The sequence below is a fragment of the Pseudomonas sp. LH1G9 genome (genome assembly GCF_002949975.1).
Classification (GTDB): Bacteria; Pseudomonadota; Gammaproteobacteria; order Pseudomonadales; family Pseudomonadaceae; genus Aquipseudomonas; species Aquipseudomonas veronii.
Window position 1 is genome coordinate 3,002,341 of sequence record NZ_CP026880.1, and the last position, 22,455, is coordinate 3,024,795.

21 protein-coding genes and 2 pseudogenes are annotated in these 22,455 nt (G+C 63.5%); 10 read left to right on the top strand and 13 right to left on the bottom strand.

Translation table 11 applies throughout. From position 1 onward, the window contains the following. Positions 1–5: 5 nt before the first annotated feature. Positions 6–1,328 carry a tRNA 5-hydroxyuridine modification protein YegQ gene (yegQ, locus tag C5F70_RS13740; protein ID WP_046384037.1) on the top strand — a complete coding sequence of 441 codons (1,323 nt, stop codon included), beginning with the start codon at positions 6–8 and terminating at the stop codon, positions 1,326–1,328. Positions 1,329–1,334: 6 nt separating this feature from the next. Here the strand turns inward: yegQ and C5F70_RS31520 are convergent, their stop codons facing one another. The 4 genes and pseudogenes from C5F70_RS31520 to C5F70_RS30600 form a co-directional block, all read right to left on the bottom strand. Continuing rightward, entirely contained in the window at positions 1,335–2,156 is an 822-nt protein-coding gene (locus C5F70_RS31520; protein ID WP_370737509.1) for a methyl-accepting chemotaxis protein, read from the bottom strand. 84 nt (positions 2,157–2,240) lie between these two features. Next, positions 2,241–3,014: pseudogene (locus C5F70_RS31525) on the bottom strand (cache domain-containing protein); the annotation flags it as partial. 72 nt (positions 3,015–3,086) lie between these two features. Continuing rightward, positions 3,087–4,406 (bottom strand): Na+/H+ antiporter family protein, encoded by a 1,320-nt coding sequence (locus C5F70_RS13750; protein WP_162231498.1) that lies wholly within the window; start codon positions 4,404–4,406, stop codon positions 3,087–3,089. Positions 4,407–4,416: 10 nt separating this feature from the next. Then, a complete protein-coding gene (locus tag C5F70_RS30600; RefSeq protein WP_158683858.1) occupies positions 4,417–4,671 on the bottom strand; it encodes a hypothetical protein in 255 nt (84 codons plus the stop codon). A gap of 1,162 nt (positions 4,672–5,833) precedes the next feature. Between C5F70_RS30600 and C5F70_RS31530 the strand changes: the two are divergent. After that, a pseudogene (locus C5F70_RS31530) lies at positions 5,834–5,890 on the top strand (hypothetical protein); the annotation flags it as partial. A 201-nt stretch (positions 5,891–6,091) separates the two neighbouring features. Further along, complete coding sequence (locus C5F70_RS31535; RefSeq protein WP_371920073.1) at positions 6,092–6,796, top strand: methyl-accepting chemotaxis protein; 705 nt, start codon at positions 6,092–6,094, stop codon at positions 6,794–6,796. A 201-nt stretch (positions 6,797–6,997) separates the two neighbouring features. On the opposite strand, the gene C5F70_RS13760 is transcribed toward C5F70_RS31535, so the two are convergent. From C5F70_RS13760 to C5F70_RS13775, 4 genes are read right to left on the bottom strand one after another with little or no spacing between them, the layout of a single operon-like run. After that, on the bottom strand, positions 6,998–8,311 hold the full coding sequence (locus C5F70_RS13760) for a sensor histidine kinase (protein ID WP_104903546.1): 1,314 nt from the start codon (positions 8,309–8,311) through the stop codon (positions 6,998–7,000). Beyond that, positions 8,308–8,976: a response regulator transcription factor gene (locus tag C5F70_RS13765; protein WP_017847013.1), complete on the bottom strand. Its 669-nt coding sequence runs from the start codon at positions 8,974–8,976 to the stop codon at positions 8,308–8,310. Before C5F70_RS13765 ends, C5F70_RS13760 begins: the two co-directional genes overlap by 4 nt. Continuing rightward, complete coding sequence (locus tag C5F70_RS13770; RefSeq protein WP_017847012.1) at positions 8,976–9,287, bottom strand: PepSY domain-containing protein; 312 nt, start codon at positions 9,285–9,287, stop codon at positions 8,976–8,978. The genes C5F70_RS13765 and C5F70_RS13770 overlap by 1 nt, the downstream gene beginning before the upstream one ends. Further along, positions 9,287–9,589, bottom strand: a complete 303-nt coding sequence (locus C5F70_RS13775) for a PepSY domain-containing protein (protein ID WP_104903547.1) — start codon at positions 9,587–9,589, stop codon at positions 9,287–9,289. The genes C5F70_RS13770 and C5F70_RS13775 overlap by 1 nt, the downstream gene beginning before the upstream one ends. A gap of 159 nt (positions 9,590–9,748) precedes the next feature. Between C5F70_RS13775 and C5F70_RS13780 the strand changes: the two genes are divergently transcribed. The 6 genes from C5F70_RS13780 to codA all read left to right on the top strand — a co-directional run bounded on the left by C5F70_RS13780 (position 9,749) and on the right by codA (position 15,842). Next, positions 9,749–10,828, top strand: a complete 1,080-nt coding sequence (locus C5F70_RS13780) for a hypothetical protein (RefSeq protein WP_104903548.1) — start codon at positions 9,749–9,751, stop codon at positions 10,826–10,828. Between the two features lie 77 nt (positions 10,829–10,905). Next, positions 10,906–11,262: a 6-carboxytetrahydropterin synthase QueD gene (gene queD / locus C5F70_RS13785; RefSeq protein ID WP_017736453.1), complete on the top strand. Its 357-nt coding sequence runs from the start codon at positions 10,906–10,908 to the stop codon at positions 11,260–11,262. Positions 11,263–11,293: 31 nt separating this feature from the next. Then, on the top strand, positions 11,294–11,917 hold the full coding sequence (locus C5F70_RS13790) for an NUDIX hydrolase (protein WP_017847009.1): 624 nt from the start codon (positions 11,294–11,296) through the stop codon (positions 11,915–11,917). A 191-nt stretch (positions 11,918–12,108) separates the two neighbouring features. After that, a complete protein-coding gene (gene codB, locus C5F70_RS13795; RefSeq protein ID WP_104903549.1) occupies positions 12,109–13,377 on the top strand; it encodes a cytosine permease in 1,269 nt (422 codons plus the stop codon). Then, complete coding sequence (locus C5F70_RS13800) at positions 13,374–14,579, top strand: PucR family transcriptional regulator (protein ID WP_046384045.1); 1,206 nt, start codon at positions 13,374–13,376, stop codon at positions 14,577–14,579. The genes codB and C5F70_RS13800 overlap by 4 nt, the downstream gene beginning before the upstream one ends. Positions 14,580–14,606: 27 nt before the next feature. Continuing rightward, positions 14,607–15,842 (top strand): cytosine deaminase, encoded by a 1,236-nt coding sequence (codA, locus tag C5F70_RS13805; RefSeq protein WP_104903550.1) that lies wholly within the window; start codon positions 14,607–14,609, stop codon positions 15,840–15,842. A gap of 43 nt (positions 15,843–15,885) precedes the next feature. Here codA and C5F70_RS13810 read toward each other — a convergent pair whose 3' ends face one another. Further along, entirely contained in the window at positions 15,886–16,908 is a 1,023-nt protein-coding gene (locus tag C5F70_RS13810; protein ID WP_102618292.1) for a diaminopimelate epimerase, read from the bottom strand. A 325-nt stretch (positions 16,909–17,233) separates the two neighbouring features. Here C5F70_RS13810 and C5F70_RS13815 point away from each other — a divergent pair, with 325 nt between their 5' ends. Further along, a complete protein-coding gene (locus C5F70_RS13815; RefSeq protein ID WP_102618293.1) occupies positions 17,234–18,385 on the top strand; it encodes an MFS transporter in 1,152 nt (383 codons plus the stop codon). Positions 18,386–18,946: 561 nt separating this feature from the next. Here C5F70_RS13815 and C5F70_RS30820 read toward each other — a convergent pair. The 4 genes from C5F70_RS30820 to C5F70_RS13840 form a co-directional block, all read right to left on the bottom strand. After that, on the bottom strand, positions 18,947–19,699 hold the full coding sequence (locus C5F70_RS30820; protein ID WP_017847003.1) for a hypothetical protein: 753 nt from the start codon (positions 19,697–19,699) through the stop codon (positions 18,947–18,949). Positions 19,700–20,070: 371 nt separating this feature from the next. Continuing rightward, positions 20,071–21,141 (bottom strand): chemotaxis response regulator protein-glutamate methylesterase, encoded by a 1,071-nt coding sequence (locus C5F70_RS13830; RefSeq protein WP_017847002.1) that lies wholly within the window; start codon positions 21,139–21,141, stop codon positions 20,071–20,073. Further along, positions 21,138–21,659, bottom strand: coding sequence for a chemotaxis protein CheD (locus C5F70_RS13835; RefSeq protein ID WP_104903551.1), 522 nt, complete (start codon positions 21,657–21,659; stop codon positions 21,138–21,140). The genes C5F70_RS13830 and C5F70_RS13835 overlap by 4 nt, the downstream gene beginning before the upstream one ends. Next, complete coding sequence (locus tag C5F70_RS13840) at positions 21,652–22,455, bottom strand: protein-glutamate O-methyltransferase CheR (protein ID WP_017847000.1); 804 nt, start codon at positions 22,453–22,455, stop codon at positions 21,652–21,654. Before C5F70_RS13840 ends, C5F70_RS13835 begins: the two co-directional genes overlap by 8 nt.

Consider the following 22,455-nt stretch of genomic DNA (forward strand, 5'->3'; position numbering starts at 1 on the left):
TCCCCATGTCTCTCGTCCTTGCACCCGAACTGCTTGCCCCCGCCGGCACCCTGAAAAACATGCGCTACGCCTTCGCCTACGGCGCCGATGCGGTATACGCCGGCCAGCCGCGCTACAGCCTGCGCGTGCGCAACAACGAATTCGACCACGCCAACCTGGCCCTGGGCATCGAGGAAGCCCATGCACTGGGCAAGCGTTTCTACGTGGTGGTCAACATCGCGCCGCACAACGCCAAGCTGAAGACCTTCCTCAAGGACCTGGCCCCGGTGATCGCCATGGGCCCGGATGCGTTGATCATGTCCGACCCCGGGCTGATCATGCTGGTGCGTCGCCACTTCCCGATGATGCCCATCCACTTGTCGGTGCAGGCCAATACCGTGAACTGGGCCAGTGTGGAATTCTGGCAACAGCAGGGCATCTGCCGGGTGATCCTGTCGCGGGAATTGTCCTTGGAAGAGATCGGCGAAATCCGCGAGCAAGTGCCGGCCATGGAGCTGGAAGTGTTTGTCCATGGCGCGTTGTGCATGGCCTATTCCGGGCGCTGCCTGCTCTCCGGCTATATGAACAAGCGCGACGCCAACCAAGGCACCTGCACCAACGCCTGCCGCTGGAAATACCAGGCCACGCCGGCGGTGGAAAACGCCACCGGCGATATCGTCCAGGAATATCAGCCGGAACCCACACTGGGCATTGGCGCGCCGACCGATCAGGTGTTCCTGTTGCAGGAGGCCAACCGCCCGGATGAACAGATGCCCGCCTTCGAAGACGAGCACGGCACCTACATCATGAACGCCAAGGACCTGCGCGCGGTGCAGCATGTGGAGCGCCTGACCCGCATGGGCGTGCATTCGTTGAAGATCGAAGGCCGCACCAAGTCCCACTTCTACTGCGCGCGCACCACCCAGGTGTATCGCCAGGCCATCGATGACGCCGTGGCCGGTCGCGAATTTGACCGCAACCTGATGACCAACCTGGAGTCACTGGCCCAACGCGGCTACACCGAAGGTTTCCTGCGTCGCCATGTACACGACGAGTACCAGAACTACCAGAACGGCAGTTCGGTGTCGGAACGTCAGCAGTTCGTCGGCGAATTGACCGGCGAGCGCCGGGGCGAGCTGGCGGAGGTCAAGGTGAAGAACCGCTTTGCGGTGGGCAATCACCTGGAACTGATGACCCCCGCCGGCAACTTTCACTTCGACCTGGCCACCCTGCACAACGCCAAGGGCGAAGCCATCGAGGTGGCGCCGGGGGATGGGCACACGGTGTATGTGCCCTTGCCGGCGCAGATGGATCTGCGTTTCGGCCTGTTGATGCGCGACGTCGAGTAACCCCCCTCAGATCCTGAACTGGGCCACCAGTTGGCCCAAGCGCTGGCCGAGGTCGGCCAGGCTGCGCGACGTCTGGGCGCCCAACTGGGTTTCATCGGCCACGCTGTCGACCGCCACGGCAATCTGATGCACGCTGCGGTTGATCTCTTCGGCCACGGCGGTCTGTTCTTCGGCGGCGCTGGCAATTTGCGCGTTCATCGAGTTGATGGTGCCGATCAACTGCGCCATGGTGTCCAGCGACGCCCCGGCTTCGTTGGCTTGGGCCGAGGTGCCGTCCCCGGCATCGCTGGAGCGGCGCATGGCCTCCACGGCGGCGACGGTGCCTTTTTGCAGGCGGTCGATCATGCCCTGGATTTCCTGGGTGCTGGTCTGGGTACGACTGGCCAGGGCACGCACTTCGTCGGCGACCACGGCAAAGCCGCGACCGGCCTCCCCCGCCCGCGCCGCTTCGATCGCGGCGTTAAGGGCCAACAGGTTGGTCTGCTCGGCAATCGAGCGGATAACGCCGAGCACGCTGACAATCGACGACACATCCTGCTGCAAGCTGTCGAGGGACACGCCGCTGCTGCGGATATCGTTCACCAACGCATGGATCTGCGCGATGCTGCCGTCCACCACGCGCTTGGCAGCCTGGCCCTCGGCGTCGGTCTGTTGCGCAGCCACGGAAGCGCCTTGGGCACTGCGCGCCACTTCCTGGGCGGCGGAAGACATTTGATTGATCGCGGTGGCCACCTGGTCGGTCTCGTGACGCTGACGCTCCATGGCCTGCTCCGAACGCTGCGCCTGGTCGGACACCTGGCCCACCAGCCCGGTGAGTTGCGCGGTCATTTCGGTGATCTGGCGCACCAAACCGTGGATCTTTTCGACAAACCGGTTGAAGGCCCCGGCCAGATCGCCCAGCTCATCCTGGCTGGTGATAGCCAGGCGCCGCGTCAGGTCGCCCTCACCGGCAGCGATATCGTCGAGGTTGGCTTTCATCAGGTGCAGCGGACGCAGGATGGTATTGGCCAGGACCATGCCCGCCGCCGCAATCACCAGCAGCACCAGCACGGCCACACCGAAGATACTCAGCAATACGCCCTCCATGCGTTTCTTGACCTTGGCCTCGACCACCGCCACCTGGGCATCGATGCCATCCAGGTTGACCGAGGTGCCGATGACCATGTCCCACTTGGGCAGGTACTCGGTGTAGCCGAGCTTGGGCACCAGTTCGGTCTGGCCGGGCTGGGTCGAGCTGTATTGCAGGTAGTGGGTGCCGTCCTTGCCGACCTTGACCAGGTCGCGGTTGACGTAGACGCCATTCGGGTCGCGGTTGTCCTTGAAGCTCTTGCCCACGCCGTCCGGGCTGTTGCCCTTGAACAGGCGGATGGTTTCGGAGTCGTAGCCGAAGAAGTAGCCATCCTTGCCGTAGCTGGTATTGGACAGCAGCTTGACCACCTCGGCACGCGCCGCCGTATCGCCCGGGGCGGCGGCGTCGTAGAGCGGCTTGATAGTGGTCATGGCCACTTCCACATAACTCTGCAGAGTGGCCTTGGCGGCGTCGAGCAGGTGCTGGCGGGTCTCATCCACCTCGTTGCGCGCTTGCCCCTTGAGGATCCACACCGTGGTCAGGCTGATCACCAACGCAAACAACAGCACCGGCACGATGGCCAGGCACAGGACTTTGACCTTCAGGCTCAGACGCATGGCTTTTCTCTCTTATTAGTGGCGGCTTGAGAGGTTAACGGCCAGTTGCGCGGATTCTGTAGGACGACCTCGTCAGAGCGTCATCGCCGCCACCCAGCCAAACACCAGCAGCGGGATGTTGTAATGCAGGAATGTCGGCACCACGGTGTCCCAGATGTGGTGGTGCTGGCCGTCGATATTCAGGCCGGACGTCGGGCCCAGGGTCGAATCCGACGCCGGCGAACCGGCATCGCCCAAGGCGCCGGCCGTGCCGACGATGCACACAATGGCCAGCGGGCTGAAGCCCAGTTGCACACACAGCGGCACGAAAATCGCGGCCAGGATCGGCACCGTGGAAAACGACGAACCGATGCCCATGGTCACCAGCAGCCCCACCAGCAACATCAGCAACGCCCCGATCCCACGGCTATGGCCGATGAGCGCCGCCGACGTTTCCACCAGCGAGCGCACGTCTCCGGTGGCCTTGAGCACTTCGGCGAAGCCTGAAGCGGCGATCATGATGAAGCCGATCATCGCCATCATCTTCATGCCTTCGGTGAACAGGTCGTCGGTCTCGCGCCAGCGCACAATGCCCGATACCGAGAAAATCAGGAACCCGGCCAGGGCGCCGATGATCATCGAGTCCAACCACAACTGAATGATGAACGCCGAGGCGATCGCCAGGCCAGCCACCAGCAGGGTCAGCGGGTTGTATTGCACCGCAACCTGTTCGACCCGCTCGATTTTCTCCAGGTCGTACACGCGCTTTTTACGGTAGCTGACAAACACCGCCACCAGCAGGCCGACCACCATGCCCAGCGCTGGCAGGCCCATGGCGTGGGTCACGTTGACCTGGCTGATGTCCACGCCGCTCTTGGCCACGTTGGCCAGCAGGATCTGGTTGAGAAAGATGTTGCCGAAGCCCACCGGCAGGAACATGTAGGGCGTGATCAAACCGAAGGTCATCACGCAGGCGATCAGGCGACGGTCCAGTTGCAGTTTGGTCAGCACATACAGCAACGGCGGCACCAGCAGCGGGATAAACGCGATATGAATCGGCAGGATGTTTTGCGAGGCGATCGCCACCACCCACAGCAGGCCGATCAGTAGCCATTTGACATGGCTGCCGCCGCTGGCTTCCTGGCGATCGACCAGCAGCAACGCCTTGTCCGCCAGGGCATGGGCCAGGCCGGACTTGGCAATCGCCACCGCGAAAGCGCCGAGCAATGCGTAGGACAAAGCCACTGTCGCGCCACCACCCAGCCCACCGTTGAAGGCCTGGAGCGTGGCGTCGATGCCCAGGCCACCGGTCAGCCCGCCCACCAGGGCGCCGACGATGATGGCGATGACCACATGCACGCGGGACAGGCTGAGCACCAGCATGGTGCCGACCGCGGCGATGACTGCGTTAATCATGGTTACCTCAAGCAAAAAACAAAATACAGGCATGCCCGCACCCGCGCGGCCATGGAGGATGACTGCCGGTGAGCAGGCTGGAAGGAGGTCTTATTAGAGGGCGCGCACTTTGCAGCAGGCGCGGTCGCATGTCAAAAAACGGCGCCGCCTGCAAATTTAAATTGAACGTTTGAATAAAGAAAAAAACATAGCCGCCGATATAAAGGCTCTCTATGTTTTCAGGTAAAGGATGCTCCGCGATGTCCCTCAGACAGCTGTCCATTCAATGGAAAATCACCCTGCTCGCCGGCCTCTGCCTGCTGGGGATCGTGACCCTGCTGGTGGGTCTGTCGCTGTATCGCATGGAACAGAGTTCGCAGCAGGTCAAAGCCTCCAGCATGCACATGCTCGACGAAGCGGCCCGGGCGCGTATCGAAGCCCAGGGCGAAGCGCAGGCGCTGGGCATCCGCCAGCAGTTCATGGATGCCTATCAATACGGTCACGGGTTTTCCCGCCAGGTGCTGTTCCTGCGCGAACAGGCGGAAAAGCGCTTCCTTGACGCCTTCGACACCCGTGAAGACTTGACCCGCCAGGTCAAGGCCGCCTTGCAGGCCAACCCCGACCTGCTCGGCTTGTCCCTGGTGTTCGAAGCCAATGCCCTGGACGGCAAGGATGAGCTGTTCGTCAACCAGCCAGAGCTGGGCAGCAACGACAAAGGCCGATTCGCCCTCTATTGGTCACAGCCGACGCCCGGCAAACTCACCGCCATGTCGCTGCCCGAAAGCGACATGTCCGACACCAGCGTCGGCCCGAGCGGGGAAAAGGCCAATGCCTGGTTCACCTGCCCGCGCACCACCCTCAAACCGTGTGTGATCGAACCGTACTTCTATGTCATCGACGGCCAAAACGTACTGATGACCAGCCTCGTGTTCCCGCTGATGGTGAATGGCAAAGTCATTGCCTCGCTGTCGGTGGACATCAACCTCAACAGCCTGCAGGCGGTGAGCCAGCAGGCGAGCCACACGCTGTATGACGGCCAGACCCAGGTCAGCATTCTCAGCGCCACCGGCTTGCTGGCCGGCTACAGCCCGGATGCGAGCAAGCTCAGCCAGCGCCTGGACCAGGTCGACACCGCCAGCGGCGCGCAATTGCTCAGCGCCCTGGCCGGCAGTACGCGGATCAGCAGCCTGCGTGCCGACCATCGACTCAAGGTCCTGGCACCGTTCACGCCGATCCCCGGCGGCAAGCCGTGGGGCGTGTTGCTGGATGTGCCGGAAAAAATCCTGGTGGGCCCGGCCGAAGCGCTCAAAGCGCAACTGGACGCCGACAACGCCCGCGGCACCCTGCTCGAGTTGAGCCTGGGCCTGCTCGCCGCCGTGATCGGCCTGGGGCTGGTGTGGCTGATGGCGCGCAGCGTGACCCGGCCGATCCTGAGCGTGGCGCACATGCTCGAAGACATCGCCAGCGGCGAAGGCGACCTGACCCGCCGCCTGGACTACGCCAAACAGGACGAGTTGGGGCAACTGGCCGGCTGGTTCAACCGCTTCCTCGACAAACTGCAGCCGATCATCGCTGAGGTCAAACGCTCGGTGCAGGACGCCCGCGGCACCGCCGACCAATCCGCCGCGATCGCCAGCGAAACCAGCGCCGGCATGGAGCAGCAATACCGCCAGGTCGACCAGGTGGCCACCGCCTCCCATGAAATGAGCGCCACCGCCCAGGACGTCGCCCGCAGTGCGGCCCAGGCCGCCCAAGCCGCACGCGATGCCGACCAGGCCACCCGTGACGGCCTGCAGGTGATCGACCGCACCACCACCAACATCGGCCATCTGGCGGCGGACATGAGCACCGCCATGACCCAGGTTGAAGGCCTGGCGACCAACAGTGCGCAGATCGGTTCGGTGCTCGAAGTGATTCGCGGCATCGCCGAGCAGACCAACCTGCTGGCCCTCAACGCCGCCATCGAAGCGGCCCGGGCCGGTGAGGCCGGCCGTGGGTTTGCCGTGGTCGCCGACGAAGTGCGCAACCTGGCGCGTCGTACCCAGGAGTCGGTGGAAGAAACCCGCCTGGTGATCGAGCAACTGCAAAGCGGCACCACCGATGTGGTCGGCGCCATGGGCAACAGCTATCGCCAGGCCCAGAGCAGCGTCGAACAAGTCGGCGAGGCGGTCACCGCCCTGCGCCAGATCGGCGCCGCAGTCACAGTGATCAGCGACATGAACCTACAGATCGCCAGTGCCGCCGAAGAGCAAAGCGCGGTGGCCGAAGAGATCAACAGCAACGTGGCGACAATCCGCGATGTCACCGAGTCGCTGTCGGAACAGGCCAACGAATCGGCGCGCGTCAGCCAGGCGTTGAACCACCTGGCCAATCAGCAACAGGGGTTGATGGATCATTTCCAGGTGTGAGTAACCGACACCAACGCTGAAGGAAATCCAATGTGGGAGGGGGCTTGCCCCCGATTGCAGTGGGTCAGTCAAAGGCTACATCGACTGATTCACCGCTATCGGGGGCAAGCCCCCTCCCACACTTTTGATCGCGGTTTCAAACGTAAAGGATGTCTCCGGTCTGCACCGGGGTAAGCCCCTCCCCCCCCTTTTTGATCGACCTCAGCGTTTGGGCAGCTCGATCAGCACCTTGAGCCCGCCCAGTTGGCTTTCCTGCAACTGCAACACCCCGCCCCACACCTCAACGATATCGCGCACGATCCCCAGGCCCAGGCCATGGCCGTCGGTCTGCTCGTCCAGGCGCGTACCACGGCTGAACACCCGGTCGCGCTGGGCTTCGGGAATACCGGGGCCGTCGTCTTCCACTGCCAGCAGGTAACTGTGCGGCGTCTCGCCGATGCTCAGGCGCACCTGCGCATCCGCCCATTTGCAGGCGTTGTCCAGCAGGTTGCCGAGCAGCTCCAGCAGGTCTTCGCGGTCCCAGGGCAATTGCAGGCCAGGGACGACGTGGTGGCTCAAGTCCAGGTGGTCGCCGTGGACCATGTTCAGGGTCGCCAGCAGGCCCGGCAGTTCGTTCGCGCAATCAAACAAGGCGCCGGGCAGGGTGTCGCCGGCCAGGCGTGCGCGGTTGAGTTCGCGGTCGAGGCGCTGTTGCACCTGTTCAAGCTGTTCGCGCAGCAGCGTGCGCAAGCGCGGCTGGTCCTTGAGCGCTTCGCTCGACGCCGCGCTCAACAGCACCGACAGCGGGGTTTTCAGCGCGTGGCCGAGGTTGCCCAGGGCATTGCGTGAACGCTTGAGGCTGTCTTCAGTGTGAGCCAGCAGGTGGTTGATCTGCGCCACCAGCGGTTCCAGCTCCTGCGGCACCTGGGTGTCGAGTTGCGAGCGCTGGCCCTGTTGCAGCTGGGCGATCTGGTTGCGCGCAACTTCCAGCGGGCGCAAGGCGCGACGGACCGTGACCCGTTGCAGGATCAACACCAGCAACAGGGCCGCCACCCCCAGCACCAGGCCGATCTGACGCATCAGCCGAAAGCTTTCGCGCACGGGCGTGTAGTCCTGGGCCACGCTGATGGAAATCAATTGGCCGAAGCGCTTGTAGTCCGAACGCAGTACCAACAGTTGCTGGCCTTCCGGCCCCAGTTGCAGATTGCCCTTGAGCCCGGCCGCGGGCAGGCGTGGCAGCTCCTGGTCCCACAACGAGCGGGAGCGCCAGTGGGTGTCGGCGAAATCGATACGGAAATAGTGCCCCGAGAACGGCCGCTGATAGGCCGGCGCCAGGCGTTGCTCGTCGAGTTGCACGCCATTCGGCCCGCGCACCAGCGCCACCAGCAGGTTCTCGCTGTCGTTGCGCAGGCCGGCCTCCAAATAGCGCTGCAAACCGGCTTCGAACAACCACAGGCTGGTTTGCGCCAGCACCACGCCGACCACCACCATCACGCTGATCAGCCCCAGGCTCAGGTGCCGCTGGATCGACTTCATGCAGGACTGGCGCCGAACCGGTAACCCTGGCCGCGCCGGGTTTCGATCACGCTGCGGCCCAATTTGCGGCGCAGGTGGTTGACGTGGACTTCGAGCACATTCGAATCGCGCTCGGTCTCACCGTCATATAAATGCTCGGCCAGATGGCTTTTCGACAGGATCTGTTGCGGGTGCAACATGAAATAGCGCAGCAAGCGAAACTCGGCGGCGGTCAGTTGGATTTCGTCGCCGTCGCGCAGCACGCATTGGCGCCCTTCATCCAACTGCAGGCCGGCCGCTTGCAAGGTCGGCTGGTTGACCTGGCCATGGGAGCGGCGCAACAGCGCCTGGACACGCAGGTGCAGTTCTTCGGGGTGAAACGGTTTGCTCAGGTAATCGTCGGCGCCGGCCTTGAGCCCTTCGATGCGCTCGGCCCAGGAATCGCGCGCGGTGAGGATCAGCACCGGGGTGGCCAGCGCGGCCGCGCGCCATTGCGCCAACACCTCGAGCCCGGGCAAGCCGGGCAGGCCGAGGTCGAGGATGATCAAGTCATAGGGTTCGCTGCGGCCCTGGTACGCGGCATCGCGCCCATCGGCCAGCCAATCGACGGCATAGCCCTGGCGCTGCAGGCCGGCCAGCAGTTCATCGGCCAGCGGTACGTTGTCTTCCACCAACAGCAGGCGCATCAGTCTTCCTCGTCTTTGATCAGCGCACCGCTGGTGGCGTCGAGTTTGATCTCGCGCACCACACCGTCGGTCGTCACCAGTTCCACCTCATAGGCATATTGCTCGTCCTTTTTCTCAAGCTCGGCCTCCAGCAGCCGCGAGCCGGGGTGGCGCGCCATGGCCTGCTGCAACAGTTGCTCGAGCGGCAGGATCACCCCCTGCTGGCGCAGTGCCAAGGCTTCGTCCTGGTTGAGGTCGCGGGCTGACAGGCTTGAGCAAAACGCCAGGAGCACCAGCCCCGCCCAACCAGCGGCGCGTCGATATACCTTCATTACGTATCCTGATGATTCTTGAGCACATGCCCGGTGAGCGCGTCCAATTCAACCTCCCATTCGATGCCGTCGACATCCTCCAGTTCGACCTCGTAGAGGTACTTGCCGTAGACCTCGTCCAGGTCGGTGTCCAGCAGGGTCGAACCGGGATGCAAGGCCAGGGCCGTGGCGTCCAGTTGATCGAAGGCGACAATAGTAACAGTGCCGGGCCCGCGGAGTGACTTGTCGGGGTCGGCTGCCTGGGCCTGTGCCGCCAAAGAGGCAATGAACCCGGCGGCGACCAGCATTGTAAGACGCTTCATGCTGAGTCTCCGTTTCACGATATTTGTCCTACGCCCGCCAGCGTATCCGTGGCAACTTAACTGAAACTGAATTGCCACCATGGCAATTCGCGTCACCCGCGTTTTCCTTCACCCGGCGAGATTTTCTATACTGCCCCGCTCGCTTCAACAGAGACCGGTATGACAGCCATCCACATCAAGTTTCCCGTCCTGACCCTCAAGGCCGGCAAACGCGCCTTTGCGCGCATTCGCGAGCAAGGCCTCAAGCCTGCCGATGTCGGTATCCTTCCCGGTGCGGCAGGCGGGCCCAAGGCCTTGGGCATCCAGGGCCTGGACCTGGCGCTGTTCGGCGAGTGGCTGCCCCGCGCGCCACGCGAACGTGCGCTGATCGGTGCCTCCATCGGTTCCTGGCGGTTTGCCAGCGCCTGCCTGCCCGACCCGGTGCAAGGCCTGCTCGACCTCGGCCGCCTGTACAACGAACAACGCTTCGCCAAAGGCGTGACCATGGCCGAGGTCAGCCAGAGCTGCCGGCGCATGCTCGATGACCTGCTGGCCGGGCGCGATGCGCGGGTACTGGACAACCCCGACTATCGGCTGAACATCATGGTGGTCAAGAGCCACGGCCTGCTCGCCGATGACCACCGCGGGCGGCTGGGCCTGGGCCTGTCGTCGGTGATTGCCGACAACCTGCGCGGCCGCGCGCGGCTGTCGCGGCATTTCGAGCGGCTGATCATCCATGACCCGCGCCAGGCGCCGCCGGTGCATGCGCTGCGGGATTTTCCGTCGCGCTTCCTCGACCTGAACTTGGGCAACCTGCGCCAGGCGCTGCTGGCGTCCGGCTCGATTCCCCTGGTGATGCAAGGCGTGCGCGACCTGCCTGGCGCCGGTGCCGGCACCTACCGCGACGGCGGCCTGCTGGATTACCACCTCGACCTGCCCTACCACGGCGATGACATCGTGCTGTACCCGCACTTCACCGACCGGGTCATCCCCGGCTGGTTCGACAAGGGCCTGCCGTGGCGACGCAGCAATCAACAAGGCTTGCAGGACGTGTTGCTGCTGGCGCCGTCGAAGGACTACCTGGCCCGCCTGCCCCACGGCAAACTGCCGGACCGCAGCGACTTCAAGCGCTTTCTGGGCGATGACGCGACTCGCAACAAATACTGGCAAACCGCAATGAGCGAGAGCCGGCGCCTGGGCGATGAGTTTCTGCAACTGGCCGACCAGGGTGGCCTGGGCGAGCGCTTGCAGGCGCTTTGACCCAGCGGTATGCGCGAGGCGCGATGTAGCTGTTAAACTCGCCGCCTGCCAGAAACCTGACCGAGCTGAAAAATACTGTGGAAATCTTCAAGGAATTTACATTCGAATCCGCCCACCGCCTGCCCCACGTGCCAGACGGCCACAAATGCGGGCGCCTGCATGGGCATTCGTTCAAGGTGGCGATCCACCTGAGCGGCGACCTGGACCCCCATACCGGCTGGATTCGCGACTTCTCGGAGATCAAGGCGATTTTCAAGCCGCTCTATGAACGCCTCGACCACAACTACCTGAACGACATCCCCGGCCTGGAAAACCCCACCAGCGAAGTACTGGCCAAATGGATCTGGACCGAATTGAAGCCCCTGCTGCCGGAACTCAGCGCGATTCGCATCCATGAAACCTGCACCAGCGGCTGCATCTATCGCGGCGAGTAACCCTCACGTCAACGCCCTGCGGGAGCGCCCCATGGAAAACACCTGGCTGGCCCAGGCCAAACGCTTGCAGGCATTGGCGTCCACGGGGCTGCACTTTTGCACCGACGACTTCGAACGCGAGCGCCTGGAAGAAATTGCCGAGATCGCCCACAGCATGCTCGCGCAATTGGGCAATGTGCCGCTGGAGCGCATCAGCGGGCTGGTCCCGGATTTCGCCCAGCGCTATTCGACGCCAATGATCGATGTCCGCGGCGCGGTGATCGACGGCGAGCGCATTCTGCTGGTGCGCGAGGCGACCGATGGTTGCTGGGCGCTGCCGGGGGGCTATGCCGATATCGGTCTGTCGGCCGCAGAAAACATCGTCAAGGAGATCCGCGAGGAAGCCGGGCTGACGGTGACGGCGCGGGCGCTCTACAGCGTCACGCACAAGGCCAAGGGCTTGTATCGCCCGGATGTGCGGGACTTCTACAAGCTGTATTTCCTGTGTGAACGGGTCGACCAACTGGCGCCGACGGCCGGGTTCGAAACCACCGAGGTGGGCTTTTTCGCCCTCGACGACCTGCCGCCGCTGTCCCGTGGGCGCACCATCGAAAGCGATCTCGAGGCGGCCTTTGCGTTTCATCGCGGCGAAACCACGCTGACGCTGTTCGACTGATCCAATTTGTATCACCGCTGTACCGCTTTCGTGCCCGATTGGGCACCGCGACCACTCCCGCCCGCGTTCCGCGCCTGTCTGGCGATAAATCCTGTGCATACTGCACAACACCCACCGTGCGCCCGTCACTGCTGCTCAATTGGCACGCGCGGTGCAATAGGCCTGCGTCACTCATTCAGGGAGCAAGGCACATGACGCAGCAAGAACCGGGCAACGATTACCCCCTCAGCGAAGTCCCGATGCACGCACGCAAGGGCCTGGCGTCCACCGCCATGGTGCTGCTGGGCTTCACCTTTTTCACCGCGACCATGTTTGCCGGCGGCAAGCTGGGCGTGGCATTCAGTTTCGTCGACATGCTCGGCGTCGTGGCCTTGGGTAACCTGCTGTTGGGCATTTATGCCGCAGGCTTGGGTTACATCGCGTTCAAGAGCGGCCTGAACTCGGTGCTGATGGGGCGCTTCTGTTTTGGCGAAGTCGGCAGCAAGCTCAGTGATTTGATCCTCGGTTTCACCCAGATCGGCTGGTACGCCTGGGGCACCGCCACCGCCGCCGTGGTGCTGGGCAAATATTTCGAGCTGAGCCAGGGCAGCGTGCTGGTGCTGATGGTGCTGTTTGGCCTGCTGTTCTGCGCCACGGCCTACGTGGGCTATCGCGGGTTGGAGATTCTGTCCTACATCGCGGTTCCGGCCATGGGCATTCTGTTGTGCCTGTCGATGTGGGTCGCCACGGTGAAAGTCGGCGGGCTGCAAGGCTTGCTGGCGGTGGTGCCGACGTCGGAACTGGACGTGTCGACGGCGATCACCCTGGTGTTCGGCACCTTTGTCAGCGGCGCGACCCAGGCCACCAACTGGACGCGCTTTTCGCGCTCGGCCAAGGTCGCGGTGCTCGCCAGCCTGATCGGTTTTTTTGTCGGCAATGGCTTGATGGTGCTGATCGGGGCTTATGGCGCCATCGTCTATCAACAGCCCGACGTGGTGGAGGTGTTGCTGCTGCAAGGCTTTGCCACGGCCGCGATGGCGATGTTGCTGCTCAATATCTGGAGCACCCAGGACAACACCATCTACAACTTCGCCGTGGCCGGTTGCAACCTGCTGCGCACCCGCCGCCGCAAGACGGTGACCCTGGCAGGTGCGGTGATCGGCACGCTGCTGGCGCTGCTCGGCATGTACGACATGCTGGTGCCCTACCTGATCCTGCTGGGCACGGTAATTCCACCGATTGGCGGGGTGATCATGGCGGACTTTTTCTATCGCTACCGCGGCCGCTATCCACGCCTGGCCGATGCGCGCCTGCCGGCGTTCAACTGGCCGGGGCTGACCGCCTACGCCGTGGGCACCGTACTGGCGTTCAATTCGCCCTGGGTGGCGCCGTTGGTGGGGATCGTGGCCGCGTCGCTGACCTACATGTTACTCAGCGCCGTACTGCGTGTGCGGGCACCGTTGGCTGACGCACAGGCATGAGCCTGACCATTGCCGATGTGCTCGCCCTGCCAGGGCTGGATTCCCTGTGCCTGCGCGCCGGGGCGGCGGGCCTGGAGAATGCCGTGCGCTGGCCGTATGTCGCAGAGAACAGCGGCATCGCCGAGTGGGTGCTGGGGGGCGAACTGGTGTTCGTCACCGGTATCAATCACCCACGGGACGAAGCGAATTTGCTGCAACTGCTGGAGGAAGCCTGCCTGCGTCAGGTGGCCGGGTTGGTGATTCTCACCGGGCCGGCCTATATCCAGGCGATTCCCCAGCGCTTGCTGGACGCCGCCGAAGCCGCCGACATGCCGCTGATCGAACAGCCTTACTCACTGAAAATGGTGCTGGTGACCCAGGCGATCGGTTCAGCGTTGATCCAGTCCGAACAATTGGGCCGCTCGCGGCACGATGTGCTGGAGCGGTTGCTGGCCGGTGACTATCAATCGTTGGATCTGCTGCTGCACCGCGCCGCCCAGTTGGGCATGCCCCTGGCCGGCCATTGGCAAATCGTGCAGTTGCAGTTGGAGGGCAGCGACGCGTTATTTGCCCAGGGCGAGGCCGCGCAGATGGAAGCGCAGTTGGCGCGGCAACACGACAGCATTACCCGGCGCTTGCGGCAGTTGTCGGCCGCGGTGCCGGTACTCGGGCGCGCCGGCCAATGGACGTTGCTGCTGCCGGCCGCCGATGCCGTCGCGGCGCTGGCTAACCGGGAGCAACTGGCCAATTGGTTGAAGCCGCTGAACCTGCGCCTGGCGCCGCTGAAACTGTTCATCGGCCTGAGCGCCGCCGCCCACCCGCCGGCGCGCCTGGCCCAGGCGCAGGATGAAGCGCGCCAGGCGTTGGCCGCCGCGCGGCGCTTCAGCGAACGCGCCGGGCTCTGCGTGTATGACGAACTGGGCGTATTGAAGCTGCTCAGCGGCGTGCGCGATCGTGCGCTGCTCGACCAGTTTCTCAATGACCGCCTGGGCCCGTTGCTGCGCCACGACCTGCACCATGGCCCAAGCCTGCTGCCGACCCTCGAAGCCTGGTTCCACGAGAATGGTAACCTTGTGGCCGCCGCGCAGCGCCTGGCCGTCCACCGCAATACCCTGACGCACCGCGTCCAGCGCATCGAAGCCCTGTGCGGGCTGAGGCTGGATAATTCGTATGACCGCCTGGACATCGGCATCGCGCTGATGATCTGGCGGCTGTCTGCCTGATTGTTTTTAGCCAAGAGGAACTTGCCCATGCACATCATCAACGCCCGCCTGCGCAACCGTGAAGGCCTGCATGATCTGCACCTGGAACACGGCCGGATCGCCAGCATCACGCCGCAAACCACAGCCCCCACGGCGGGGCCTGACGACCTCGACGCGGCCGGCAACCTGGTGATACCGCCCTTCGTCGAACCGCACATCCACCTCGACGCCACCCTCACCGCCGGCGAGCCGCGCTGGAACATGAGCGGCACCCTGTTCGAAGGGATCGAGTGCTGGGGCGAACGCAAAGCCACCATCACCCACGAAGACACCAAGGCCCGCGCCAGGAAAACCATCCAGGCTCTCGCCGCCCACGGTATCCAGCATGTGCGTACCCACATCGACGTCACCGACCCGGACCTCACCGCGCTCAAAGCCATGCTCGAAGTGCGCGAGGACACTGCGCACCTGATCGACCTGCAAATCGTCGCCTTTCCCCAGGAGGGCATCGAGTCGTACCGCAACGGCCGCGAGCTGATGGAAGAAGCCGTCCGCCTGGGCGCCGACGTGATCGGCGGCATCCCCCACTTTGAATACACCCGCGACCAGGGCGTGAGTTCGGTGAAGTTCCTGATGGACCTGGCCGAACGCAGCGGCTGCCTGGTCGACGTGCATTGCGACGAAACCGACGACCCGCACTCGCGTTTCCTCGAAGTGCTCGCCGAAGAAGCGCGCAGCCGCGACATGGGCGCCCGCGTCAGCGCCAGCCACACAACGGCCATGGGTTCCTACGACAACGCCTACTGCGCCAAACTGTTCCGCCTGCTCGGGCATTCCGGCATCAGCTTCGTCTCCTGCCCCACCGAAAGCATTCACCTGCAAGGGCGCTTCGACAGTTTCCCGAAACGGCGCGGCGTCACCCGCGTCAACGAACTGCTGGAAGCCGGCATGAACGTGTGCTTCGGTCAGGACTCCATCGTCGATCCCTGGTACCCCCTGGGCAACGGCAACATCCTGCGGGTGCTCGAAGCCGGGTTGCACATCTGCCACATGCTCGGCTACCGCAACCTGCAAAACGCCCTGGACCTGGTCACGGACAACAGCGCCAAGGCCATGGCCCTCGGCGATCGCTATGGGTTGGAACCCGGCCGGCCGGCCAACCTGTTGATCCTCTCGGCCGACAGCGACTATGAGGTGATTCGCAGCCAGGGCCTGGCGCTGTACTCGATCCGCAACGGCAAGGTGTTGATGAAGCGCCAGCCGGCGCAGGTGACGTTTTTGTAGCACGCGGGGTTCGATGGACAGCCGCTAATACGACTCGACGCGATCAGCCGCGCGGCCCCGCATCGAGCTGCGGCCGCGCAGCCCCGAACAGGCTGACGCTCAGCACTGTCGCATCCTGAATCTGCAACCGAACCGGCACCGTACCGCCCGGCATCACCACCGCGACCTCCCCGCCCGCGACCCAACCGGCGCGCCACGCGGCGCACGCCACGGCACAGGCGCTGGTCCCGGAGGACGCCGTCGGCCCCTCTCCCCGCTCGAACACCCGCGCAAGCACTCGATTGCCGGACGCCTGGGCAGCCCATTGCAAGTTGACCCCGGCCACACAGGGCTGGCCACGCCCGGCAGGTGGCGCAAATGCAATCGCCTGCAAGGGCTCGAACAGTGCGCTCTGGTGCATCGGCAGATTGTCCGGCAGCGCAGCGGCCTGGTACACCAACGTCACGCAATGGGGGTTGCCCACCCGCACAAACTGGCTGCGCGTCCATGCCGGGTTGATCGCCGCCAGCGCGGGCACATGGCTGAACGCCCCTTCTTCGGCGCCAGGCAGGTCCGCGCCGACCGCCAGCGGGCCGAACGCCGGCTGCCCCAACGCCAGCCAGAACCCACGCACCTGCTCGTGCAGTGCCGGTTCGACATAGGTGGCCAGCGGCGACTTCGCATCCTGTTTATCGTGATGCACCCGCAGCTCGCAGCCCTGCGTCATCAAGCCCTGATCGCTCAGCGCCTGAGCAAAGATGGTCAGGCCATTGCCACTGCGCTCCGCAAGGGAGCCGTCAGTGTTGACGATCAACAGGTCGAACGGCGGCGCCGCCTGGAACGGCCCGACCAACAACCCATCACAACGGTGCGCCTTGGCGCCGGCCGGACGCGGCGAAGGCCCCCAGCCACATTCGGCGGCAATGGCCGGCAGTGCCCAAGCGTCGCGCCGGCTCGCCGCGAGGGCCGCAGTGTCGGGCACCTCGACCCCGTGGCGACGCAAACAGGCCGGGCTGACCACCCCATAGATATTGCCGCGGGCATCGTAGAACCGGGTCGTGGGGTCGCCTGGCTGAAAGTCCTTCATCGCTTCGTCCGTCCAATCGTCTGCACACAGAAGCAGCAGCGTATTACAGAACGGTCGGCGCGTGGGAAGTGGTCTGGAAGGTGCGTCATCCGCCGCAGGAAGCCTGGGGTTCAGCAATTCTCACGGGGATTACGCACCTTCCAGACCACCTCCTACACGTCGATGTCCTCTAGGTGGCAGCCAGTGTCCAGAGCGTTCCGTGCTGGCGAAAATAAAACCCGTCGCCAGCGCGAACGCCGCGTGAACCTGGCTCGCTCGATCAGGCTTGATGTGTAAGGATGTCGCGCCGGACATCGTTCGTTGAACGCAAAACCAAGGATTCTCCATGACTGCCATCCCCACCCCAGCGCCCGTGGTTCCCGGGCGGCTGGAGCAAATGTCGACGCGCATCGCCTTCTTCATCGCCGGCTTCGGCATCGCCGCCTGGGCGCCGTTGGTGCCGTATGCCAAGGCCCGCGCCGAACTCAACGAGGGCACCCTGGGCCTGTTGCTGCTGTGTCTGGGGGGCGGCTCGATCATCGCCATGCCGGTGGCCGGCGCACTGGCCTCGCGCTATGGTTGCCGGCGCGTACTGAGCGCCGGGACGGTCCTGATCTGCCTGGCGTTGCCCATGCTCGCCACGGTCAGTTCGATCCCGTTGCTGATGGCCGGTCTGTTCCTGTTCGGCGCGGGCCTGGGTACGGTCGACTCCACGGTCAACCTGCAAGCGGTGATCGTCGAGCGCGCCAGCGGCAAAACCATGATGTCGGGCTTCCATGGGTTGTTCAGCCTGGGCGGCATCGTCGGCGCAGCGGGGGTTTCCGGGTTGCTGGGGCTGGGGTTTTCGCCGCTGCAGGCGACCCTGGTGGTGATCGTCATCATGGCGCTGGCGCTGTTCAAGGCCGCCCCCCACTGGTTGCCCTACGGCAGTGAAAGCGCCGGGCCGCCGTTTGCCATTCCCCACGGCGTGGTGCTGTTTATCGGCGGCTTGTGTTTCATCGTGTTTTTGGCCGAAGGCGCCGTGCTCGACTGGAGCGCGGTGTTCCTCAGCGCCGAACGCGGCCTGGATGAAGCCTACGCCGGCCTGGGTTATGCGGCCTTTGCCCTGACCATGACCGCCGGGCGCCTGACCGGCGACCGGATTGTCCGTCGACTGGGGGCTGCCCGGGTGATCGTCACCGGCGGGGCGCTGGCGGCGGCCGGGATCTTCCTCGCGACCCTGTCACCGGCCTGGGCCATGTCCCTGCTGGGCTATGCGCTGGTCGGCGCCGGATGTTCAAATATCGTCCCGGTGCTCTACACCGCTGTCGGCAAGCAGACCGTCATGCCGGAACACATCGCCGTGCCGGCCATCACCACCCTCGGCTATGCCGGTATTCTCGCGGGGCCCGCGGTGATCGGTTTCATTGCCCATGGCAGCAGCCTGGCGACTGCCTTCCTGTTGATCGGGGGATTGCTCGCAGCGGTGGCGGTCAGCGGCAAAATACTGCGGGTATGAGCAAAGGACATGAGCGGCCTGAATCCTTCAAGTAGCTCATGTACGCCTGATCGTTTCTTCCCTGCCTTATCGTTTCCCGTCCGCAGCGCTGTGCCTGGCAGAACGGTTCAGTGGTTAGCCCAGATGCCGCTCGGTGTCATTGGCCAGACGGCAAGACAACTTGTGCCATAACCCGGCGAGCGTGGAAAACACAGGGCTGGACAACGGTTCCTCCGTGAATGTTCGAGAACCTTTATCGAAGTCTTCGGCGGTGGGCGCCCTGAAGCTGAACTTCGGCGAAGACATGAGGTTGAGTGCCTGCGAACGGGATGTGCTTGGGAGGCCTGCTTCCCGTGCAGGCATCGCCAGGCTCGCAACCGTGTACTGGGAGGGCTGAGATTCAAAGGATGTCGAATTCATAGTCCAGACCTGATTCGGTAGGTGAAGACACCGGCAGCCATTCAACGGCCGATGGCAATCTCTTCGTGGTAAAACCCTTCCTCCCTGACTGAAGTGGTGCTTCCTGCTCACTACGCTTACCAACCTATGCCGCGAGTGACGCGGCATTCGGCTATGCCAGAGTTAACGCAGCAGTTTCAGCAGTTCGCGTCGCGAAATCTTGCCGTCGCGCTGCCACTCGTCAACATTGTCCATCCGCCCCTGCAGAATCGAACGGGCCATGACTTCCTTGGCCAATTGGATGAGATGGTCAGTGAAGGGATTGCCCGTCAACGCCTGCGCCGCAAACTCTTTGAGCTTGTCGAGCTTGATGCTGTCGCCCCGACCGTTGCCCTTCAACTGTTGGAAATGGCCGAGCATTTCCTTGATCAGTTGTTTGTCGTCTTTGAGTTTAAAGGGGTTATCGGAACCGATGACGCTCATAATGTCGTCCCTGGACAAGCGGCCATCCGAAGCACCGGTGCTCATGTTTCGATCGAGCGCGCGTACCAGCTCGGGACGCCGCAGCAGTTCCTTCGCCAGGCGGATATTGGCGTCCATCTGCGGGTTGCCGGTCAACGGTCGCTCGGCCATTTTCTTCAGGCTTTCGAGGGTGACTTGCCGCGAAAAATGCCCTTCCCTGAACGCGCCGTAATTGCTCAGCAGCGCCTGGGCCAGTTGCTGATTGCTTTGCTTGGAGTAATGCGGGTCCGGCCGCTCGGGGGTTGGGCGCGGCGGTGGGCCGGGGTTCGGGCGCACATTATCGGGCAGCGGACGTTGCGGCGGCCCCGAGTGATAATGACCGTGGCCGAAGTACGGGCGCGACGACGTGCTGCCGAATGCTGAGCCGAAGTGATACGAATCCCAGAACAGGCTCTGGCTGGCCGATGAGCTCATAGACCGCTCGGCAATGGACATGGGGTCTCTGAAAGACTTGTCATCAGAGGAGTGAGCGACAGACTGCATGAATACTGATGCCGACATTTAGTTCTCCAGTTCGGTTTGATCAGACGCCTTGCCTCAGCGCTCCAGGCGCCCCGACGATCGACAAATCGTCAAGAAAACCAGCGGAAGCAGGCTTATCCTGTGTGGCAGAACTGTGGGAGTCGGTTCCTGATCGCGCTGAAAGTTTCCAGCGCCCAGGTAGGAAGAGCATCTGCTGAGATACGGAACTCATCACCTTCCCAAGCCGTTTCGGCGCAGCCAGCCCCCTCGCCGCCCAACCCGACCCAGGCGCGCAAAAAACCTCGGTTCACCAGCATCAACCGTCAGCGGCGCAGGTGCATGGACTGCAGAATCGCGGCTGGAATTTGTTCGAGCGGCAACTCGCGCTCCACCGCACCGAGCTTGAAGGCCTCCTTAGGCATGCCGTACACCACGCACGACTCTTCATTCTGGCCCAGCGTCAGCGCGCCGTTGTCGTGCATCTCCTTCAACCCGCGAGCGCCATCGTCCCCCATGCCCGTCATGATGATGCCCAGCGCGTTGCCGCCGGCGCTGCGGGCGACCGAACGAAACAGCACGTCCACCGAAGGGCGGTGCCGGCTGACAGGGGGCCCATCAACGATTTCAACCAGGTATTGGGCGCCGCTGCGCTTGAGCAACATGTGCCTGCCGCCGGGAGCAATCAACGCACAACCGGGAATGACTCGGTCGCCATTTTTCGCCTCCCTGACTTCGATCTCGCACAGGCGGTTGAGCCGCTCGGCAAATGCCGCGGTGAAGTGTTCCGGCATGTGCTGCACGATCACGATTCCCGGGCACACCCTGGGCAAGGCAGTCAGCACCAGCTCCAGGGCTTGCGTGCCGCCGGTGGACGTACCAATGGCGACGATGTTTTCGGTGGTGCGCGCCATGGCCTGCGTGCTCGCCGGCAGTATGACGTCGGCAGTCAGCTTGACCGGGGCTCGCTCGCTGGACGGCACCATGCGTTTCATGTTGGCACGGGCTGCGGCCTTGACGGCACCGGCCAATTCATCGGAACTGTCGGTCAGGAACTGACGCAAATTGAGTTGCGGCTTGGTCACGATACTCACCGCACCGGCCGCCAGCGCTTGCATGGTGGTGGCCGCGCCCTTCTCGGTCAGCGTGGAGCAGATGACCACTGGCGTCGGATGTTCGGCCATCAGTTTCTTGAGGAACGTAATACCATCCATCCGCGGCATCTCGACGTCCAACACGATGACGTCCGGCCATTGCTTATTCATCTTGTCCATGGCGAACACCGGGTCCGCCGCCGCGCCGATCACTTCAATGGCCGGGTCTTGCCCAAGGGTCGCCGTCAGCACCTGGCGAACCACCGCGGAGTCGTCAATGATCAGTACTTTGATAAGGCTCATATCGCACGCTCTCCATGAGGGCTGCTGAGTGGCCAATGCAGGGCCAGGTAGTTGAGTTCGATGTTGCCATTGGCCAGATCGAACACCACGGTTCGATAACCCACGCCTTCCACATGAAAGTTGTGACACCGCAAATGATGCGAATCGAGCAGGTGCCTGGCTTGCTCGACATTGCGCTGGCCAACGTAGTGATTGTCCGAACGCGCCAGCCCCGGAAACATATCCCCGCCGCCATACACGCTGATTCTGAACTCCGTCGGCGGCACCTTGATCGCGTGCATTCGGCCGAGCAGCAATTGGAGCGCCTCATCGCCGTAGCGACCATCCAGTGCAGCCGATCTGTTCACTGCGCGCCGCGGCAACAGGTAGTGGCACATGCCGCCCAACAAGCGCCGCGGATGCCAGACCACCAATGCAACGCATGAGCCCAGCACGGTGCGCAGCCGAATGGCGCCTGAACCGAAAAACCACTCGCCGGGATTCAGGTACACCTCGCGGGACGGTGGGGTGTCAGGCATGCGGCCTCCGATAGATCGAAGGCTTGACCAGTCGCAGTTCATCGGTCACGCCATTGAGACTTTCCGAATGGCTGACCAGGAAATAGCCGCCGGGCTTGAGGTGGCTGACCAGGCGCTTGACCACTTGCACTTTGGTCTCGCTGTCAAAATAGATCATCACGTTGCGCAGGAAGATCACGTCAAACATTCCCAGTTTCGGCAGCGGATTGTTCAAGTTGATGGCCTGGAAATCGATCCTCGACGCCAGCGCCGGTTCGACCATGAAGCAACCGTGGTTGGCGCCGACGCCTTTGAGGCAATATTTGTTGAGCAACGCTTGGGGAATGCCGCGCGTGCCTTCGAGGGGGTAGCGCCCCTGGCGGGCCGTTTCCAGTACCCGGCTGCTGATATCCGATGCGACGATTTCCCAGGGCCGGCCGCCGAGGCTGTCCGCCAGGACCATGGCCAGGGTGTAGGGCTCTTCACCGCTCGAGCAGGCGCCGCTCCATACACGCAAAGGCCCGCTGCCACGCAGTTCGGGCAGTGCGACATCGCGCAGGAAATCAAAATGCTTGGGCTCGCGGAAGAAGTAGGTTTCGTTGGTGGTCAGCATATCGACCGCCACTTGTAGTTCCGTCGCGTCCTTCATCAGCACTTTGTAGTACGCGCCGTAGGTATTGAGCTTGAACACTTGCAGGCGCTTGGCGAGCCGAGCGCTCACCAACTGTTTTTTGGCATCCGACAGGCTGATGCCGGCGATTTGATGAATGAGAGTGCGAAACTGCAGGAACTCCGCATCGGAGAGAATCACGTTCAT

Coding starts and splice junctions, on each gene's coding strand:
- yegQ (WP_046384037.1), top strand. CDS start 6: ATGTCTCTCGTCCTTGCACCCGAACTGCTTGCCCCCGCCGGCACCCTG.
- C5F70_RS31520 (WP_370737509.1), bottom strand. CDS start 2,156: ATGACCGCGCAACTCACCGGGCTGGTGGGCCAGGTGTCCGACCAGGCG.
- C5F70_RS30600 (WP_158683858.1), bottom strand. CDS start 4,671: ATGGACAGCTGTCTGAGGGACATCGCGGAGCATCCTTTACCTGAAAAC.
- C5F70_RS31535 (WP_371920073.1), top strand. CDS start 6,092: ATGAGCGCCACCGCCCAGGACGTCGCCCGCAGTGCGGCCCAGGCCGCC.
- C5F70_RS13760 (WP_104903546.1), bottom strand. CDS start 8,311: ATGAAGTCGATCCAGCGGCACCTGAGCCTGGGGCTGATCAGCGTGATG.
- C5F70_RS13765 (WP_017847013.1), bottom strand. CDS start 8,976: ATGCGCCTGCTGTTGGTGGAAGACAACGTACCGCTGGCCGATGAACTG.
- C5F70_RS13770 (WP_017847012.1), bottom strand. CDS start 9,287: ATGAAGGTATATCGACGCGCCGCTGGTTGGGCGGGGCTGGTGCTCCTG.
- C5F70_RS13775 (WP_104903547.1), bottom strand. CDS start 9,589: ATGAAGCGTCTTACAATGCTGGTCGCCGCCGGGTTCATTGCCTCTTTG.
- C5F70_RS13780 (WP_104903548.1), top strand. CDS start 9,749: ATGACAGCCATCCACATCAAGTTTCCCGTCCTGACCCTCAAGGCCGGC.
- C5F70_RS13790 (WP_017847009.1), top strand. CDS start 11,294: ATGGAAAACACCTGGCTGGCCCAGGCCAAACGCTTGCAGGCATTGGCG.
- codB (WP_104903549.1), top strand. CDS start 12,109: ATGACGCAGCAAGAACCGGGCAACGATTACCCCCTCAGCGAAGTCCCG.
- C5F70_RS13800 (WP_046384045.1), top strand. CDS start 13,374: ATGAGCCTGACCATTGCCGATGTGCTCGCCCTGCCAGGGCTGGATTCC.
- codA (WP_104903550.1), top strand. CDS start 14,607: ATGCACATCATCAACGCCCGCCTGCGCAACCGTGAAGGCCTGCATGAT.
- C5F70_RS13810 (WP_102618292.1), bottom strand. CDS start 16,908: ATGAAGGACTTTCAGCCAGGCGACCCCACGACCCGGTTCTACGATGCC.
- C5F70_RS13815 (WP_102618293.1), top strand. CDS start 17,234: ATGACTGCCATCCCCACCCCAGCGCCCGTGGTTCCCGGGCGGCTGGAG.
- C5F70_RS30820 (WP_017847003.1), bottom strand. CDS start 19,699: ATGAGCTCATCGGCCAGCCAGAGCCTGTTCTGGGATTCGTATCACTTC.
- C5F70_RS13830 (WP_017847002.1), bottom strand. CDS start 21,141: ATGAGCCTTATCAAAGTACTGATCATTGACGACTCCGCGGTGGTTCGC.
- C5F70_RS13835 (WP_104903551.1), bottom strand. CDS start 21,659: ATGCCTGACACCCCACCGTCCCGCGAGGTGTACCTGAATCCCGGCGAG.
- C5F70_RS13840 (WP_017847000.1), bottom strand. CDS start 22,455: ATGAACGTGATTCTCTCCGATGCGGAGTTCCTGCAGTTTCGCACTCTC.